We start from the raw sequence: 16069 nt of genomic DNA, 5'->3' as shown, positions 1-16069 counted from the left end.
GCGCGTTGAAACTCTGGGCATGACGGATGAAAGACTGAAACCACCGGGGACGCTTGATGCGTCCCCGGTGGTTTTTATCGATGGCCGTCCGGCCGAACTCATTGAGGTTCTCGATCGTGGGCTTCAGTATGGCGACGGTCTGTTCGAGACGGTTCTGATCCAGGATGGACGTCCCTGTCAGTGGCGTCGTCATCTCGATCGCTTGTATGCTGGTGCCCAGCGTCTGGGTATCCCGCTTCCCGCTGCGGACGACCTCGGTCGCGAGGTGCGGGCGCTCGTCGCCGGACTCGATTCGGCGGTTCTCAAGATCCTCGTCACCCGTGGTCGTGGTGGTCGAGGCTATCGGCCTCCAGCTGCGCCTGAGCCGCATCGTTTGCTCTTGGTCTATCCTCTTGCTTCCGGGGTCGATCGGTTCCGGGAGGAGGGGATTCGCGCGCGCTATTGTCGAACGCCGGCCTCGTTAAACCCCGCGTTGGCCGGGATGAAGCACCTCAATCGATTGGATTCGGTGCTCGCGCGTCGCGAGTGGGATGGTCTGGAGGCCGAGAATGGGACGATCGAGGAGGGGCTGATGCTCGATCCATCCGGATTCCTGGTCGGCGGGACCATGACCAACGCCTTTCTCTGGGACGGTCGTGCGCTACGGACACCTCCGGTCGACCGGGCCGGTATCGCCGGGACGCGTCGCGCCCTGCTCCTTGAAAGGGCCGAGACCGCCGGCATTCCCTGTCGCGTCGAGCCGCTCGGGCCATCGGAGATCGAGCGCTCCCAGGGACTCTTGCTGACCAACACGCTGGTTGGCGTCTGGCCCGTGCGTGAGCTCGACGGACATTCCTATTCACTGGATGGCCTGCCCTGGACCTTTCTGCGGGAGTTCTGGTCGGCCGCTCGAAGGCCTGAATGAGGAGGGGCCATCCATGATCTGGCGTATCAGTCTCGGTGTTTTGCTGCTGGCGACCCTGTCCCTGGTTGGCGGTCTTGCGCTTGAATACCAACATTTTCTGAAGACCCCGCTGTCGGTCTCCGGACCCAGGGCGGTCGTCGAGATCCCGCGCGGAACCTCGCTCAATGCCTTGACCCATGACCTGGTGCAGCGCGGAATTCTGGCGCGGCCCTATTATTTCGTCGCCCTGGCCTATCGGAAGGGTCAGCAGTCGTCCATCAAGGCCGGCGAGTATGCAGTTACCCCGGACATGACCCCCTCGGCCTTCCTCGATCACATCGTCTCGGGCAAGGTGATCCAATACGATTTGACCATCGTCGAGGGCCGGACCTTCCGTCAGGCGCTGGCTGTCTTGGACGCCCAGGAAGCGTTGACTGGCGAGCCGCTCTCTCAACTGTCCGACGATGCCCTGATGGAGCGTTTGGGGCGGCCGGGTATGCATCCCGAAGGGCTCTTCTTCCCGGATACCTATCGCTTTCCGCGTCACATGGCGCGTCTCGCCTTGCTGAAGCAGACCATGCGGCGCATGGATCGGATCCTGGAGGAGGCGTGGGAGGATCGCGAACCCAACCTGCCGTTCTCGACGCCTTACGAGGCACTCATCATGGCCTCCATTATCGAGAAGGAGACCGCCGTCGCGGCGGAGCGCCCTCAGATCGGCGGCGTCTTCGTGCGCAGGTTGCGCATGGGCATGAGGTTACAGACCGATCCGACTGTCATCTACGGACTTGGCGAGCAGTTCGACGGCAATCTGCGTCGGGCCGATCTGCGTGCCGACACTCCGTATAACACCTATGTGATTGATGGGTTGCCGCCGACCCCTATCGCCCTGCCTGGGCGTGGCGCAATCCGTGCCGCCGTGCGGCCGGCCGCTGGAGACAGCCTCTATTTCGTCGCCAAGGGCGATGGAACCCACGCCTTCTCCCGGACGCTCCAAGAGCACAATCGTGCGGTCCGGCGCTATATCCTGAGCAAGCCATGAACTCGAATTCTGTCACGCGCGGTCGTTTCATCACCCTGGAAGGGATCGAGGGGGCCGGAAAGTCGACCCAGATCGCCAACCTGGCGGCGTTGCTCCAGGAGCTTGGGTGTCGGGTCGTCACCACCCGCGAGCCAGGCGGCTCGCCGATCGCGGAACGGATGCGCTCGGTGCTTCTGGATGCGCAGAATCGGGGGATGAACGAGACCGCCGAACTGCTGTTGATGTTCGCCGCGCGCGCCGAGCATCTGGAGAAGACCATCCGGCCGGCCCTGGAGGTCGGAACCTGGGTCATCTGCGACCGTTTCACCGATGCGACCTATGCCTATCAAGGCGGTGGGCGCGGGGTCAATCCGGGGCGCATCGCAACGCTGGAGACCCTGGTCCAGGGCGATCTGCGTCCCGATCTGACGCTGGTGCTCGATCTTCCCCCGGAGATGGGGTTGGCCCGAGCCCGGGCGCGCAATGGTGGCGAGACCGATCGCTTCGAGGCCGAGGATCTGGCCTTTTTCGCGGCGGCTCGGGCCGTCTATTTGGCCCGCGCCAAGGCGGCGCCCGAGCGTTATCGGGTGGTCGACGCAGCGGCCCATCTGGATGAGGTCACCCGTCAAGTTCGATCGCTCGTCGAATCCTTCGTCAGGCACTGGGATAGCGAGGCTTGATGCGGCCCCATGAACGCGACGGCTGATCCCGGCTCGGTCCGACTTCCGCCTTGGCTGGATGAAATCTGGTCGCGTGTGGGGGCCGCGCGCGACTCCCAGAGGTTGGCGCATGCCATGATCATTACCGGTCCTCAGGGGGTCGGTAAGCGCGAACTCGCCGAGGCATTCGCCCGATCGCTGCTCTGTCGGGCACGTGATGCCGAGGGATACGCCTGCGGACACTGTCCGGATTGTCTGCTGCTTGCGGCGGGCAGTCATCCGGATCTGACTCGGGTGGGTCCGGAGCCCGGCGGCAAGTCGCGCGAGATTTCGGTCGGCACGATACGGACCTTTTCGGAGCATGAATCGCTGACCCCGAGCCGTGCGGACTGGAAGGTCGCCCTGATCGACCCGGCCGACCACCTCAATCCATCCGCCGCCAATGCGCTGCTCAAAACCCTTGAGGAACCCTCGGGCCAGACCCTTTTGTGTCTGATCGCCGAGCACTCCGGGCAGCTACCGGCGACCATTCGTAGCCGCTGCCTGCAGATCAAGGTGCCGATTCCGGATGAATCCGTTGCGCTGGCGTGGTTGAGCGGGCGTCTACCGTGCCCGGATATGGATCCGATCATCCCGTTGCGTTTGGCCCACGGCGCGCCCTTACGGGCCTTGGTCGAGTTCGATCAGGATCTCTTCGATCAGAGGCGTCAGCGACTCGAAGGCTTTATCGATCTTGCCTTGGGCCGGCGCGACCCGGTTGTCGAGGCGGCCGCATGGACTGCCCAGGGTCCGGCTCAGATGCTCGATTGGTTGAGCGGCTGGGTCTGTGACCTCTTGCGGTTGAAGGCGGTCCCCGAAGCGGTCAAACTCATCAATCCGGACCAGCGCGAGGCATTCAGTCAGCTGGCCGAGCGGATCGAGTCGGCGGCGGGCCATCGGTTTCTCAAGCGGATTATGGAGAGTCGGGCGCTCGCCGATAGCAACCTGAATCATTCCTTGATGCTGGAAGCGCTGGCCATCGACTGGTTCCGGCTCAGCCAGCGCATCGAAACCCGGAGATACTGACTCATGAGCATGCCCTCCAATCCCCTCGGTGGACTCGGGGGACAGCAGCGGATCCTCAGCTTCGCCATCAAGGACAAGAGCGCGCTTTACGCGTCATTCATGCCCTTCATCAAGAACGGTGGGCTCTTCATCCCGACCGCCAAGAAATACCAGCTCGGCGACGAGATCTTCCTGCTGCTGCAACTGATGGACGAGACGGATCGCATCCCGGTGGCCGGCAAGGTCGTCTGGGTCACCCCGTCCGGGGCGGAGGGAAACCGCTCCATCGGTGTCGGGGTTCAGTTCAGCGATCAGGACAAGGGCATTGCCCGGCGCAAAATCGAGGACTATCTCGCCGGTGCGCTGACCTCGGATCGCCCTAATCACACCATGTAAGGATCCTTGATGCTCGTTGATTCGCACTGCCATCTGGACCGCGTCGATCTCAAGAACCATGCCGGCGATTTCGACACCATGATGCGCGCCTGCCGAGAGGCGGGTATCGGTCGCATGCTGTGTGTCGGCATCGACCTCGAAAGCTATTCTGCGATGCGCCGACTGATCGATCCCTATCCAGAGGTGGACGTTTCGGTCGGTGTCCATCCCAATCATGAAGACGGGATCGAGGCGACCTTCGAGCGTCTGGTCGAGTTGGCCGAGGACGCGCGTAATGTCGCGATCGGCGAGACGGGGCTGGATTACTTTCGTAGCGAGGGCGACCTCGCCTGGCAGCACGAGCGTTTCCGCGTCCATATCGCCGCCGCGCGTGCGTGCGCTAAACCGCTCATCATCCATACGCGCGATGCCCGCGAGGATACGGTGCGTATCCTGCGCGAGGAGGGCGCCGACGCGGTCGGCGGTGTGCTGCATTGCTTCACCGAGTCCTGGGAGATGGCCAAACAGGGACTCGATTTGGGCTTCTACGTCTCCTTCTCGGGGATCCTCACCTTCCGCAATGCCGCCGATCTGCGCGAGGTGGCGCGCCAGGTGCCGCTGGATCGTCTGCTCATCGAAACCGACTCACCTTATCTCGCCCCGGTACCGCATCGCGGCCGACCGAACGAGCCGCGCTATGTTCAGCATGTCGCCGATTGCATTGCCGAGATTCGCGGCATGGATCGGGATGAAGTCGCAGCCCTGACCGCAGAGAACTATCTGAGACTCTTCCGGCCTTCGGTTTGAAGACAGGCGTTGAACCGCGCAGGTGCGGGGCACGCCAAGAAAGACCTGCGCGCCCTTTCGTGCCTGTGCGGTTCCGTCGCCTCAGTTGACGCGTCCGGCCCAATCCTTGGCGAACTGCCATGCGGTGCGTCCGCTGCGCGATCCTCGGCGTAGCGCCCATTGCAGGGCAGAGCGTTCGATCAGCTCCCAATCTCCGTGTGTGTCGGGCTCGGCGTTCAGGCGTTCGAGCCAGTGGCGCACGACTTCCAGATACTGGGCTTGGTTGAAGGGATGGAAGGACACCCAGAGACCGAAGCGATCGGACAGCGAGATCTTTTCCTCGACCGATTCGCCTTGATGCAGCTCGCCGTCCTGGATGCGCGCCTCGCGGTTCTCCGAATGGAACTCGGGCAGCAGATGGCGGCGATTCGAGGTGGCATAGATGAGCACGTTGTCAGGTGTCGCGGCGATGGAGCCGTCGAGTGCCGCCTTGAGTGCCTTGTAGCTCGATTCGTTGGCCTCGAACGAGAGGTCGTCGCAGAAGAGGATGAAGCGTTCGGGTCGGTTGTAGATGAGGTCCAAGATGTCGGGCAACTGGATGAGGTCGTCCTTGTCGACCTCGATGAGACGCAGCCCCTGGTCGCGGTAGCGATTGAAGACCGCCTTGACCAGCGAAGACTTGCCGGTGCCGCGCGAGCCCCACAAGAGGACATTGTTGGCGCCGCGTCCGGCAATGAACTGGGCGGTGTTGCGGTCGATCTCTTCCTTTTGTCGCTCCAATCCCAGCAGGTCGGCGAGTTCGAGTCGGTGCGTTGCATGAACCGCTTGCAGCCAACCGCTTTCGGCCTTGGCGCGCCAGCGGAAGGCGTGCGCGCTCCAATCGGGTGTTGGTGTGTCGGATGGGAGCAGCTGTTCCAGTCGGTCGACGAGCGCGTCGAGTCGGGTCAGGAGTCGATCGGTTTGAGTCATGTTTGCAGCCAATTCAGGCGGTCGGCAGTCAGCCACCCGTTTCTCGCTACACTGCTGTGAGCTGGAAGCCGGTGGCTGATGATCGGATCTTAGGCGGAGAGACGGCGGTACTTGATGCGGTGCGGCTGGTCGGCCTCGGTGCCTAGACGGCGGTGACGATCGGCCTCGTAGTCGGCATAGTTGCCCTCGAACCAGACCACCTCGGAATCGCCTTCGAACGCCAGGATGTGGGTGGCGATACGGTCGAGGAACCAGCGGTCGTGGCTGATGACCACGGCACAGCCGGGGAACACCAGCAGCGCCTCTTCGAGTGCGCGCAGAGTCTCGACGTCGAGGTCGTTGGTCGGTTCGTCGAGCAGCAGCAGGTTGCCGCCGCTCTTCAGTACCTTGGCCAGGTGGACGCGGTTGCGCTCGCCGCCCGAGAGGTCGCCGATGCGCTTCTGCTGATCGGTTCCCTTGAAATTGAAACGACCGCAGTAAGCGCGCGACGACATCTCGTAGCGTCCGACGATGATGTTGTCGGCACCGTCCGAGATCTCTTCCCATATGGTCTTGCTGTCGTCGAGCGCGTCGCGGCTCTGATCGACATAGGCCGCCTGCACCGTCTCACCGACCTTCAGGGTGCCGGCATCGGGCTGTTCCTTGCCGGTGATGATGCGGAAGAGGGTGGTCTTGCCCGCGCCGTTGGGGCCGATAACCCCCACGATGCCGCCCTTCGGCAGACTGAACGAGAGGTTTTCGTAGAGCAGGTTGTCGCCGTAGGCCTTCTTCAACCCCTCGGCCTCGATCACCAGATCGCCGAGACGCGGACCCGGCGGGATGTAGATCTCGTTGGTCTCGTTACGGGCCTGGAAGTCCTGCGATTGCAACTCGTCGAAGCGGGCGAGACGCGCCTTGCTCTTGGCATGCCGACCCTTGGGGTTGGAGCGCACCCACTCTAGCTCCTGCTTCATGGCCTTGATGCGGGCCTGTTCCTGCTTCTGTTCCAGCTCCAGACGCTTCTCCTTCTGATCGAGCCAGGAGGAATAGTTGCCTTCCCAGGGGATGCCGTGGCCACGGTCGAGCTCCAGAATCCAGCCGGCGACATTGTCGAGGAAGTAGCGGTCGTGGGTGACGGCCACCACGGTGCCCGGATACTCGTGCAGGAAGCGCTCCAGCCAGGCGATCGACTCGGCGTCCAGATGGTTGGTCGGTTCGTCGAGCAGCAGCATGTCGGGCTTGGAGAGCAACAGGCGGCAGAGCGCGACGCGGCGGCGTTCGCCACCGGAGAGCTTGGTGACGTCGGCATCCCAGGGCGGCAGACGCAAGGCGTCGGCGGCGACCTCCAGCGTGCGGTCCAGATTGTGGCCGTCGGTCGCTTCGATCAGGTTCTCGAGTTCGGCCTGTTCCTGGGCGAGCGCGTCGAAATCGGCGTCCGGCTCGGCATAGGCGGCGTAGACGGCATCCAGACGCGTGAGCGCGGCCTTGATGTGTTCGAGCGCCTCCTCGACATTGCCGCGCACATCCTTGCTCGGATCCAGCTGCGGTTCCTGAGACAGATAGCCGATCTTGGTGCCGGGCTGGGGGCGTGCTTCGCCCTCGATCTCGGTGTCGACACCGGCCATGATGCGTAGCAGCGAGGACTTGCCCGAGCCGTTCAGGCCCAGTACGCCGATCTTGGCGCCGGGGAAGAATGAGAGAGAGATGTCGCGCAGGATGACGCGCTTGGGCGGCACGATCTTGCCAACCCGATTCATCGTGTAAATGTATTGAGCCATTGGGTGCGAATGCTGAGTCTAATCGTGATGAATGCTTGGGAGCGATCCGCTTGGCGGACCTGCGGCGCATGCCGCGAGGAAGGTGTTGCGCCTCCGTAGGGTATGCATTCTGCGCTGTCGTCGCGAGAATGTCCAAAGTCCCCGTCGGATGGGGCATCCTGGCCGATAGAGACTGGACGGGCTTTAACCGCTTGGGTCAATCTATAGTTGTAGTGGCGAACACTTTGGATGAAACGCATGACTCACTCGCTTTCGGCATCGACGCTTGACGACCTGGCCCCTGTTCATCAGCTGGCTAAGGAGGATCGCGCGCGGCTCGCCCATTCCGGACAGATTGCCACTGTGTCTGCGGGGCGAAAGATGACCGCGATTCAAGAGCATCCCTGGCTGGGATACCTGCTGTCGGGGAAGGTCTGTCTCTTCAAGGGGGACGACAAAGAGATCCTGGAGGCGGGGACCATGCGGGCCTGTCAGCCGGTCTTCTCGGAGAATCGACTGCGCGACCATGCCGTGTTTCTGACCGACTGCGAGTTCTTGCGCCTCGATCGTCAGTTGTTCCTGGCCCTCGATCCAGATCCGTCGAAATCGGACGAGGCGCTTCAGAGGACGCAGCTCAGCAAAACGGAAACCGGTCTGCTCGCCAGTCTGTATCAGGCCAGTCAGGACGGTCGTTTGTCCCTGCCCCCGCTGCCCAAGATCGCGCGGGCGATCCAGGATGCGATGAATGATCCAAATATCACCTCCTCCCGTCTCGCACGCATCGTGCAGATGGATCTGGCCGTCACCGGCGGTCTGATCCGCTTGTCCAATAGCCCCATGTATCGGGGCGCCAAGCCGATCGCCGATGTGCGCAACGCCATCATTCGTCTGGGCATGGAGATGACCCGATCGGTGGTCATGAGTCTCTCGATGCAGCAGGTGTTCAAGAGCAAGTCTCCGCTCATGAAACATCACATGAAGGCCGCCTGGAACCGCTGCGTGCATATCTCGGCGCTCAGCTTCGTAATCGCGAGGCAGTGCGAGGGATTTCATCCCGAGCAGGCGCTGTTGGCCGGGCTGCTTCATGACGTCGGTGTGGTGCCCATCATCGACTTCGTCAGCCGTAATGAGCGCGAGATCGCGGACGATGAGCTGGACGCGGCGATTCTGCGACTCAAGGGCATGGTCGGCGAGCTGGTGGTGAACGATTGGGGTCTGGGGTCCGAGCTGGTGCGGGTGGTCCGTGAGTCCGACCATTGGTACAGGGATCAAGATGATCGTCCCGATTATTGCGACATCGTCCTCCTGGCGCGTCTCTATCGCCTGCATCAATCCGAGTCGCGTGGACCGCTGCCGCGCTATTATGACGTTCCCGCCTATTACAAACTGGGTCTGGGGCGGGTGGGGCAAACTGAGGAGGTCGATGTGATCGCCGAGGCGAGCGAGCAGATCTCGGATGTCATGGCCATGCTTCGGGGCGAAAAGGGTTGAGTGCGGACGATGGATGAGCGTGAGCGATTTGGTTCCACTTCGGTGAAGGGGACGCTCCCCGTCTTCGGTTTCGTGGCGCCTAGCGGCAGCGGCAAGACGACGCTCTTGCGGCGGGTGGTCGCTGAGCTCACCGCCAAGGGGCTGCGGGTCGGTTATCTGAAGCATGCCCATCATCGATTCGATCTCGATGTTCCGGGGAAGGATAGCTTTGAGATTCGCGCTGCGGGCGCGGCTCAGACCCTCCTGGCGTCGCGGGCCCGCTGGGCGCTCCAGGTCGAGGAGCGCGCGCGCGAGGACGATCCGAATTTGGACGAAATGCTGGCGCGTTTCGAATGCGAGCGTCTCGATCTGATTTTGGTGGAGGGCTTCAAGCACGCGGCCTATCCCAAGATCGAGGTCTATCGCGCGATTCTCGGTCAGCCCCCGCTCTATCCGTCCGACCCCGATATCATTGCCGTTGCGACACAGGATCCCCTGCCAACCGCCGCGCATCCGCAAACCCTTCCACTCGACGATCCGGAATCTATCGCCGATTTCATAATGGAGTTGAGCTGAGCGGCGTTGGGCCGAGGTTGAATCGATCCGAACGCTTCGGATCCGGCCGCTGTGAGTCGGTGCGTCAGTCGATCTTGGGGGGATGCCTGAAGAGGGCTTCGATCGATTCCGCCGGAACGGGGCGACTGAAGAGATATCCCTGATAGCTATCGCAGCCCGAATCTCGCAGGAAGATGCGCTGCTCGGGCGTCTCGACCCCCTCGGCCAAGACGCTGAGCTTGAGGTTGTGCGCCATCGCGATGATGGTGGTGGCGATCTCAGCATCGTTGCGGTCGTTTGGGATGCCATCGACGAAGCTCTTGTCGATCTTGAGCGTGTCGATCGGCAGGCGTTTCAGATAGGCGAGCGAGGAATAGCCGGTTCCGAAATCGTCGATCGCGAGCCCGACCCCCAGTTCTTGCAGTTCGTTGAGGATGTCGATGCCGTGCGCATCGTTTTGCATGATCATGCTCTCGGTCAGCTCCAGTTCGAGACAGCTGGCGGGCAGGTCGAACGCCTCAAGGATGTCGGCAACCTGAACCGCCAGGTCGCGTTGGGCAAACTGCTGGATCGACAGATTGACCGCGATCGTCATGGGTGGCAGACCGGCATCGCGCCAGATGCGCATCTGGCGGCAGGATTGCCTCAGCACCCAGGCGCCGAGCGGGACGATTAGCCTGGTTTCCTCGGCTAGGGGGATGAACCGGTCTGGTTGAATGAGTCCTTCCTCTGGATCTTGCCATCGGACCAGCGCCTCGACGCCGAGGATGCGTTCGTTTGACATGGAGACCTGGGGCTGGAAATGGACGAGGAACTCCTCGCTGTCCAGTGCGTGACGGAGCTTGGATTCGAGCGTCAGCCGCGCATTGGCCGCCCGCGTGAGCGACTCCATGTAAAAGCGATAGGTATTGCGCCCCTGGATTTTGGCTTGGGACATGGCGGTATCGGCATTGCGCAACAGATCGATGGCATGCGCGCCGTTATCCGGGTAGATGCTGATTCCGACGCTGGCGCCGATGAAGATCTCGCGCTCGTCGCTCAGGCGGAAGGGTGGTTGCATGAGGCTGATGATCATCTGAGCCACCAGTCCGCACTCGCCGGGTTTGGCGATGGATTCCAGCAGCACGACGAATTCGTCTCCGCCGAGGCGTGCGAGCGTGTCCTCGCTGCGAATGCGGCCGGACAGTCTCCGCGCGACCGCCTGTAGCAGTTCGTCCCCGACCGGATGGCCGAGGCTGTCGTTGACATGCTTGAACCGATCCAGGTCGATGAAGAGCACGGCGACCTTGGTGTTGTTGCGCCTGGCGCGCTGGATCGCGTGCTCCAGGCGGGAGTTGAGCAGCAGGCGGTTCGGCAGGTTGGTCAAGGGATCATAGTGGGCCAGGTGCTCCAGCTGAGCCTCGGATTGCTTGATCTTGCTGATGTCCGAGAGGACGGCCACGTAGTTGCTGATCTCGCCCGACTCGTCGCGCACGGTGCTGATGGTCAGCCAGGCCGGAAAGATTTCTCCATTCTTGCGGCGGTTCCAGATTTCGCCCTGCCAGTGTCCCGAGCGTTTGATCGAGGCCCACATGGCCTGGTAGAAGGCTGGGTCGTGTCGCCCCGATCGGAGCATTCGGGTGGTGCCCTGCAGCGCCTCGGCTTGCGTGTAGCCAGTGATCTCGGTGAAGGCCGGATTGATGGCGATCACCTTGTTGGCTTGGGCATCCGAGATCATGAGTCCTTCGCGGATGTTTTTGAGAACGGTCGCGGCGAGCCGTAGCTCTTCATGGTTGCGTACGCTTGCGGTGATGTCCTGGCCGACGCCGGCGACGCCGATGATGGTGCCCGAAGAGTCACGAACGGGAACACCGTTGTAGCGATAGGTGCGGAGTCCATTGGTCGTGAGCGCCAGGCTTTCGACCTCGCCATAGCCTTTATTCAAGGCATTCTCGAACGCGTTGCGCATTTTTTTGACGTCCTCTTCGACGAAAAAGTCCGAGAAGGGGCGGTTGCGCAACGACTCGCCCGAGCAGCCGGTCTCTTCTTCGAGCCGCTTGTTCCACCAGATGAGCCGTCCGCTCCGGTCGACCATGTAGAGAATGTCGTGTACGGCCTCGGTGATGGCGCGGGTCTCGCCGTAGGCCTGCTGCAGCTCGATTTGGGCCTGTTTGGTGTCGCTGATATCGCGGATCGACTCGATGGCTCCGACGAGTTCCCGGTCGGTGTTGAACAGTGGTGCGGCGACGATCCACAGGTGGGCGCCTTTCCCGTCGTTGAGCCTGGAACTGAAGATCTCGGCGACGATTTGGTCGCCGTCGCGCTTGATGTAGTCGTAGTCCGCACTGAAATCGACCTTGGGATTCAGGACCGCGTCCAGCAGCGTTGGATGAGGGGTGTCGTAAAAGGCGGAGTATTGCTTGTGAATGTGTTGCCCGAGCACGCGCGACTTGTCGCGTCCGGTGATGCGCTCCAGCGCATGGTTCCAGGCAATGAGATGGCCCTCGCGATCGACCGCAAAGGTTGGGTCCGGCAGGAAATCGATGATGTCCATCAGACGGCGCTCCGACTCCCGCAGTGCGCGCTGTGCCTGCGCACGCTCGCGGATATGTCCCCATTCGCGCAGCACCCGCTCGAGCAGTCGTGGTATCTGGGCAAGGGTTTCGGGCGACTTGACGACATAATCCAAGGCGCCGGCCTTCAATGCCTGCACCGCCATCTGCTCGTCGCCATGGCTGGTCATGACGAGCAGCGGGAAGCCGGGATCGGGTTGATCGCTGATCAGATCATAGGCCTTGCCATCGCATAGATTGAGGTCGGCGATGACGATGTCGGGGGACGATTCGACGATACATCGTCGAGCCTCGGTCAGCGAGGTGGCGACACGCATGCAGGCGAACTGTTCCCCAGATTCGAGCGAGCGTCGAATGGCTTCGACGTGGGCGGGATCGTCCTCAATGACGAGGATCTGATGTGTTTCGGAGGCCATTAGGGTATCAGTGCGGGTAGCGGTTCCATATCGATCGGTCACGGCTGAGGGCGTCGAGTGGTTCGACGAGATCGCTGCTCGTTCGTGTGTATGTGGCGCAGTACCTCCGCTCCCGCTATCAAATGACGGTCAAGGCGATTTCTGTCAACATCCATGTCGCCTTGAAGCGAACCTCAATCCGGCGTCATTGGGTATGCGCTCGTTCGCTAAGCGTCTTATGCGCGGACCCCGAGTGTGCGCGTGGGGCTGGAGCCGTTTCGGGAAGGGCTTGGCAAAGTGTACACGTCATGCCTGCCTGGTTCCGACCTTGAAATGGCCGACCATGGTCTGAAGGTCCGCGCTCAGTTGGGAGAGTTCGCGACTGGCTGCGACCGTATGTTCTGAGTGCTGTGCCGAATCCTCCGATAGCTCCGAGATGCTGACGACGCTACGGTCGATTTCCTGAGCCACGGCCGCTTGCTCCTCGGCGGCGCTGGCGATCTGGGTGTTCATATCGCGGATGTTACCGATGGAGTCCAGAATCTGGTCCAGCGCCTCCTGTGCATGAGTCGCCTGCGCCAGGGTGTCCGTCGTAATGGATTCGCCCCGTTCGATACGTTCCACCGCCTCCTTGGCCACCGTGCGCAGTGTCTCGATCATGCTATGGATTTCGCTGGTGGACTGTTGGGTTCGACTGGCCAGCGTGCGCACCTCGTCGGCGACGACGGCGAATCCGCGTCCCTGCTCGCCGGCCCGCGCTGCCTCGATCGCCGCGTTCAGGGCCAGCAGATTGGTCTGTTCGGCGATTTCGCGAATGACATCGAGCACGCTGCCGATGGATTGGCTCTGCGCGCTGAAGCGATGAATGCTTCCCGCGACCTGCTCGACCTCGGCGGCGAGGTGCCGGTTGGCTTCCAGAACGCCCTTGACTGTCTCTCCGCCTTCGCGTGCGCTGCTGTCGGCCGCGAATGCCGAGGCGGCGGCGGCCTCGGCGTTTTGGGCGATGTCCTGGATGGTGGCCGACATCTGGGTGACGGCGGTGGCGACCTGTTGGACCTCACCGCGCTGGCGCTCCATGCCCTCGCTGCTGGTTTCGGTCACGGCCGTCAGTTCCTCGGCCGCTGCGGCGATCCTGATGGTGGCCTGAGCGACTTGGACGACCATGCCCTCGGTCTTGCATGCGAAGGCGTTGAATCCAGCGGCCAGTTCGGCGACCTCGTCGCGTCCCTCGGTTGCGAGGCGCTTGGTGAGGTCGCCCGCGCCACGCGCGATATCGATCATGGCGTGGGTTGCCTCGCGGACCGGCGTCACGATCGAGCGCCCGGTGAATGCGGTGAGGGTGAGCACGATCAGCAGGACCAGGCCGCCGACGCCCGCAAGAATGATCGCGTTGTCCTTGAAGGAGGCATCGACATCGTCGATATAGATCCCAGTGGCGACGACCCAACCCCAGGGCTCGAATGTTTGGAAATAGGCGAGCTTCGGTCCGGGTTGTGTCTCGCCGGGCTTGGGCCAGGCATAGGACACGGTGCCTCGGCCCTCTGCGTTTGCCTTCTTCCAGATCTCCTCCCAGAAACGCTTGCCGTTGGCGTCGGTCAGGGGACGGGTGTCGGTTCCGTCGAGTTCCGGCTTGAGCGGGTGCATGACGGCCTGTCCGGAGAGATCCGTCACCCAGAAATAGTTTCCACCTTCGTATCTGAGGGTGGAAAGCTCCTTGAGTGCCGCCTGTTTGGCGGCTGTCTCATCCATGGCGCCTTGGCTCATCGCGCGATACCGCGCGTTGATGGTGCTGGTTGCCGTCTCCACCAATTTGGTCAGCTGGGTGGCCTTCTCGTCCATCAGCATGACGCGTAGTTCCCAGAGTGCCACACCGAAACCGATGCCGATTCCCAGGGCGACGATTCCCATCAGAATCCATAGACGGCTGTTTACGGTGATTCGGCGCATTGGGTTCATGTTTGGGGAATACCTTGTCTTGGCGTGGATTGTCTAGAGGCTCGGGGCTGTTCGGGACGACGGAATCTCAATTGGCCGATCTTATCTGATCTACAGCGTCGATAGGGTGATCTGGAGCCCATTCATTGGGGCAAGGCTGTGCCAAGGCCATGTTTAGACCTCTTCCAAGAGGTTCTGAGTAAATGGCCCTCGATTCGCTCCGCGCGGGGCCGCGTTCAGCGTTGCCAGAAGGTCGGGCTTAGCAATACAAGGAGTGTGAATATTTCCAGGCGCCCGAGCAACATGGCGAAACAGAGGATCCACTTTGCAGGGTCGTAAAGGTCGGCGTAATGGGCGCCGACTTGGGCCAGACCCGGCCCCAGGTTGTTGATGCAGGCCGCAACCGCAGAGAAGGCCGTGAGCAGGTCCAGTCCGGTCGCCGCCAGCATCAGATACATGAGGATGAAGCAGGCCACGTAGAGCGAGAAGAACCCCCAGACGGCATCCACGACGCGATGGTCGATGCTCTTGCCGCCGATCCGCACCGGCAGCTGGGCGTTGGGGTGGATGAGCCGGTCGATCTCGCGCATCCCCTGTTTGATGAGGAGCAGAAAGCGGATCACCTTGATTCCGCCGCCGGTCGATCCGGCGCAGCCGCCGATGAAGCTGGCGAACAGCAGCAGGATTTGCAGGAAGGGGGTCCAGAAATAGAACTCGGCGGTCGTGAACCCGGTGGTGGTGCCGATCGACACGGCCTGGAAGAGCCCCTTGGTCAGTGCATCGCTCCAGGTGACGTAGGTGTCCGTGTAGTAGAGCGCCAGTGTCACGATCAAGGTGACAGTCCCCATGATCAGCAGATAGAAGCGGAACTCGCTGTCCTGGAAATAGAGGCCGAGATTCTGGCGCCGCACCACGGCGAAGTGGAGCGTGAAGTTCATGCCCGCGAGCAGCATGAAGAAGACCGCAATCATCTCGATCAAGGGGTTGTTGAAGTACCCCATACTCAGATCGTGGGTCGAGAAACCGCCGATGGCAACGGTCGAGAAGGCATGCCCGATGGCATCGAACAGCGTCATCCCTGCGCCCCAGTAGGCGAGGGCGCAGGCGACCGTCATCCAGAGATAGATGTACCAGAGCGCCTTCGCCGTCTCCGTGATGCGCGGAGTGAGCTTGGAGTCCTTCATGGGGCCAGGCATCTCGGCCCGATAGAGCTGCATGCCGCCGATACCGAGCATGGGCAGGACGGCGACGGCCAGGACGATGATGCCCATGCCGCCCAGCCACTGAAGCTGCTGACGGTAGAAGAGGATCGACTTGGGTAGATCGTCGAGTCCGAGGATCACGGTCGCCCCGGTCGTCGTGAGTCCGGACAGCGACTCGAAGACGGCGTCGGTCGCCGAGATATCGGGGTGCGGCGCGAGCAGGAAGGGCAGTGCCCCGGCCAGGCCAAGGCTGGTCCAGAAGAGCACAACCACCAGAAAGCCGTCGCGCAGTCGCAGCACATGCCGCGATTGGCGAACCGGGAAAAAGATCGCGAGTCCGGTGCCGAGAATGATGGCGAAGGCGATCAGAAAGGGGCCGGGTGAGCCCTCCTGGTAGATGAGCGCGACCACGACTGGGGGGAGCATGGTGAAACTGAAGACCGTCAGCAACAGCCCCAGGACCTTCCGAACGACGGTGAACTTCATA

13 protein-coding genes are annotated in these 16069 nt (G+C 62.2%); 8 read left to right on the top strand and 5 right to left on the bottom strand.

Translation table 11 applies throughout. The features are described from left to right. Window positions 1–19: 19 nt before the first annotated feature. From pabC to THIDRDRAFT_RS01945, 6 genes are read left to right on the top strand one after another with little or no spacing between them, the layout of a single operon-like run. A complete protein-coding gene (gene pabC, locus THIDRDRAFT_RS01970) occupies window positions 20–904 on the top strand; it encodes an aminodeoxychorismate lyase (protein ID WP_007039110.1) in 885 nt (294 codons plus the stop codon). A 13-nt stretch (window positions 905–917) separates the two neighbouring features. Next, window positions 918–1925, top strand: a complete 1008-nt coding sequence (gene mltG / locus THIDRDRAFT_RS01965) for an endolytic transglycosylase MltG (RefSeq protein WP_007039109.1) — start codon at window positions 918–920, stop codon at window positions 1923–1925. Beyond that, on the top strand, window positions 1922–2584 hold the full coding sequence (gene tmk / locus THIDRDRAFT_RS01960) for a dTMP kinase (RefSeq protein WP_007039108.1): 663 nt from the start codon (window positions 1922–1924) through the stop codon (window positions 2582–2584). Before mltG ends, tmk begins: the two co-directional genes overlap by 4 nt. A 9-nt stretch (window positions 2585–2593) precedes the next feature. Next, window positions 2594–3628: a DNA polymerase III subunit delta' gene (locus THIDRDRAFT_RS01955; protein WP_040843629.1), complete on the top strand. Its 1035-nt coding sequence runs from the start codon at window positions 2594–2596 to the stop codon at window positions 3626–3628. Window positions 3629–3631: 3 nt separating this feature from the next. Beyond that, a complete protein-coding gene (locus THIDRDRAFT_RS01950; protein WP_007039106.1) occupies window positions 3632–4003 on the top strand; it encodes a PilZ domain-containing protein in 372 nt (123 codons plus the stop codon). 9 nt (window positions 4004–4012) lie between these two features. Next, on the top strand, window positions 4013–4789 hold the full coding sequence (locus THIDRDRAFT_RS01945; RefSeq protein ID WP_007039105.1) for a TatD family hydrolase: 777 nt from the start codon (window positions 4013–4015) through the stop codon (window positions 4787–4789). Window positions 4790–4870: 81 nt separating this feature from the next. On the opposite strand, the gene THIDRDRAFT_RS01940 is transcribed toward THIDRDRAFT_RS01945, so the two are convergent. Together THIDRDRAFT_RS01940 and ettA are read right to left on the bottom strand one after the other, a co-directional pair. Continuing rightward, the gene (locus tag THIDRDRAFT_RS01940) at window positions 4871–5737 is read right to left on the bottom strand and encodes an ATP-binding protein (RefSeq protein ID WP_007039104.1); all 867 of its coding nucleotides are present in this window, start codon (window positions 5735–5737) and stop codon (window positions 4871–4873) included. Between the two features lie 89 nt (window positions 5738–5826). Continuing rightward, window positions 5827–7494: an energy-dependent translational throttle protein EttA gene (ettA, locus tag THIDRDRAFT_RS01935; protein ID WP_007039103.1), complete on the bottom strand. Its 1668-nt coding sequence runs from the start codon at window positions 7492–7494 to the stop codon at window positions 5827–5829. A 237-nt stretch (window positions 7495–7731) separates the two neighbouring features. On the opposite strand from ettA, the gene THIDRDRAFT_RS01930 reads away from it, so the two are divergent. After that, a complete protein-coding gene (locus THIDRDRAFT_RS01930) occupies window positions 7732–8964 on the top strand; it encodes an HDOD domain-containing protein (protein WP_007039102.1) in 1233 nt (410 codons plus the stop codon). Window positions 8965–8973: 9 nt separating this feature from the next. Next, the gene (mobB, locus tag THIDRDRAFT_RS01925) at window positions 8974–9519 is read left to right on the top strand and encodes a molybdopterin-guanine dinucleotide biosynthesis protein B (protein ID WP_007039101.1); all 546 of its coding nucleotides are present in this window, start codon (window positions 8974–8976) and stop codon (window positions 9517–9519) included. A gap of 64 nt (window positions 9520–9583) precedes the next feature. Here mobB and THIDRDRAFT_RS01920 read toward each other — a convergent pair whose 3' ends face one another. The 3 genes from THIDRDRAFT_RS01920 to THIDRDRAFT_RS01910 all read right to left on the bottom strand — a co-directional run bounded on the left by THIDRDRAFT_RS01920 (window position 9584) and on the right by THIDRDRAFT_RS01910 (window position 16068). Further along, window positions 9584–12466 carry an EAL domain-containing protein gene (locus tag THIDRDRAFT_RS01920; protein WP_007039100.1) on the bottom strand — a complete coding sequence of 961 codons (2883 nt, stop codon included), beginning with the start codon at window positions 12464–12466 and terminating at the stop codon, window positions 9584–9586. Window positions 12467–12751: 285 nt separating this feature from the next. Further along, window positions 12752–14392: a methyl-accepting chemotaxis protein gene (locus THIDRDRAFT_RS01915; RefSeq protein ID WP_245535761.1), complete on the bottom strand. Its 1641-nt coding sequence runs from the start codon at window positions 14390–14392 to the stop codon at window positions 12752–12754. A 224-nt stretch (window positions 14393–14616) separates the two neighbouring features. After that, entirely contained in the window at window positions 14617–16068 is a 1452-nt protein-coding gene (locus THIDRDRAFT_RS01910; RefSeq protein ID WP_007039098.1) for a TrkH family potassium uptake protein, read from the bottom strand. Window position 16069 lies beyond the last annotated feature (1 nt).

The sequence above is a fragment of the Thiorhodococcus drewsii AZ1 genome (assembly GCF_000224065.1).
GTDB lineage: Bacteria > Pseudomonadota > Gammaproteobacteria > Chromatiales > Chromatiaceae > Imhoffiella > Imhoffiella drewsii.
The sequence above is the reverse complement of the archived record's forward strand: the minus strand, read 5'-3'. Positions and strand labels throughout refer to the sequence as shown.

What these genes read in the sequence shown, in the direction of transcription:
- THIDRDRAFT_RS01945 (WP_007039105.1), top strand. Translation starts at nt 4,013, where the DNA reads ATGCTCGTTGATTCGCACTGCCATCTGGACCGCGTCGATCTCAAGAAC.
- mobB (WP_007039101.1), top strand. Translation starts at nt 8,974, where the DNA reads ATGGATGAGCGTGAGCGATTTGGTTCCACTTCGGTGAAGGGGACGCTC.
- THIDRDRAFT_RS01950 (WP_007039106.1), top strand. Translation starts at nt 3,632, where the DNA reads ATGAGCATGCCCTCCAATCCCCTCGGTGGACTCGGGGGACAGCAGCGG.
- THIDRDRAFT_RS01940 (WP_007039104.1), bottom strand. Translation starts at nt 5,737, where the DNA reads ATGACTCAAACCGATCGACTCCTGACCCGACTCGACGCGCTCGTCGAC.
- THIDRDRAFT_RS01910 (WP_007039098.1), bottom strand. Translation starts at nt 16,068, where the DNA reads ATGAAGTTCACCGTCGTTCGGAAGGTCCTGGGGCTGTTGCTGACGGTC.
- THIDRDRAFT_RS01930 (WP_007039102.1), top strand. Translation starts at nt 7,732, where the DNA reads ATGACTCACTCGCTTTCGGCATCGACGCTTGACGACCTGGCCCCTGTT.
- tmk (WP_007039108.1), top strand. Translation starts at nt 1,922, where the DNA reads ATGAACTCGAATTCTGTCACGCGCGGTCGTTTCATCACCCTGGAAGGG.
- pabC (WP_007039110.1), top strand. Translation starts at nt 20, where the DNA reads ATGACGGATGAAAGACTGAAACCACCGGGGACGCTTGATGCGTCCCCG.
- THIDRDRAFT_RS01920 (WP_007039100.1), bottom strand. Translation starts at nt 12,466, where the DNA reads ATGGCCTCCGAAACACATCAGATCCTCGTCATTGAGGACGATCCCGCC.
- THIDRDRAFT_RS01955 (WP_040843629.1), top strand. Translation starts at nt 2,594, where the DNA reads ATGAACGCGACGGCTGATCCCGGCTCGGTCCGACTTCCGCCTTGGCTG.
- ettA (WP_007039103.1), bottom strand. Translation starts at nt 7,494, where the DNA reads ATGGCTCAATACATTTACACGATGAATCGGGTTGGCAAGATCGTGCCG.
- THIDRDRAFT_RS01915 (WP_245535761.1), bottom strand. Translation starts at nt 14,392, where the DNA reads ATGCGCCGAATCACCGTAAACAGCCGTCTATGGATTCTGATGGGAATC.
- mltG (WP_007039109.1), top strand. Translation starts at nt 918, where the DNA reads ATGATCTGGCGTATCAGTCTCGGTGTTTTGCTGCTGGCGACCCTGTCC.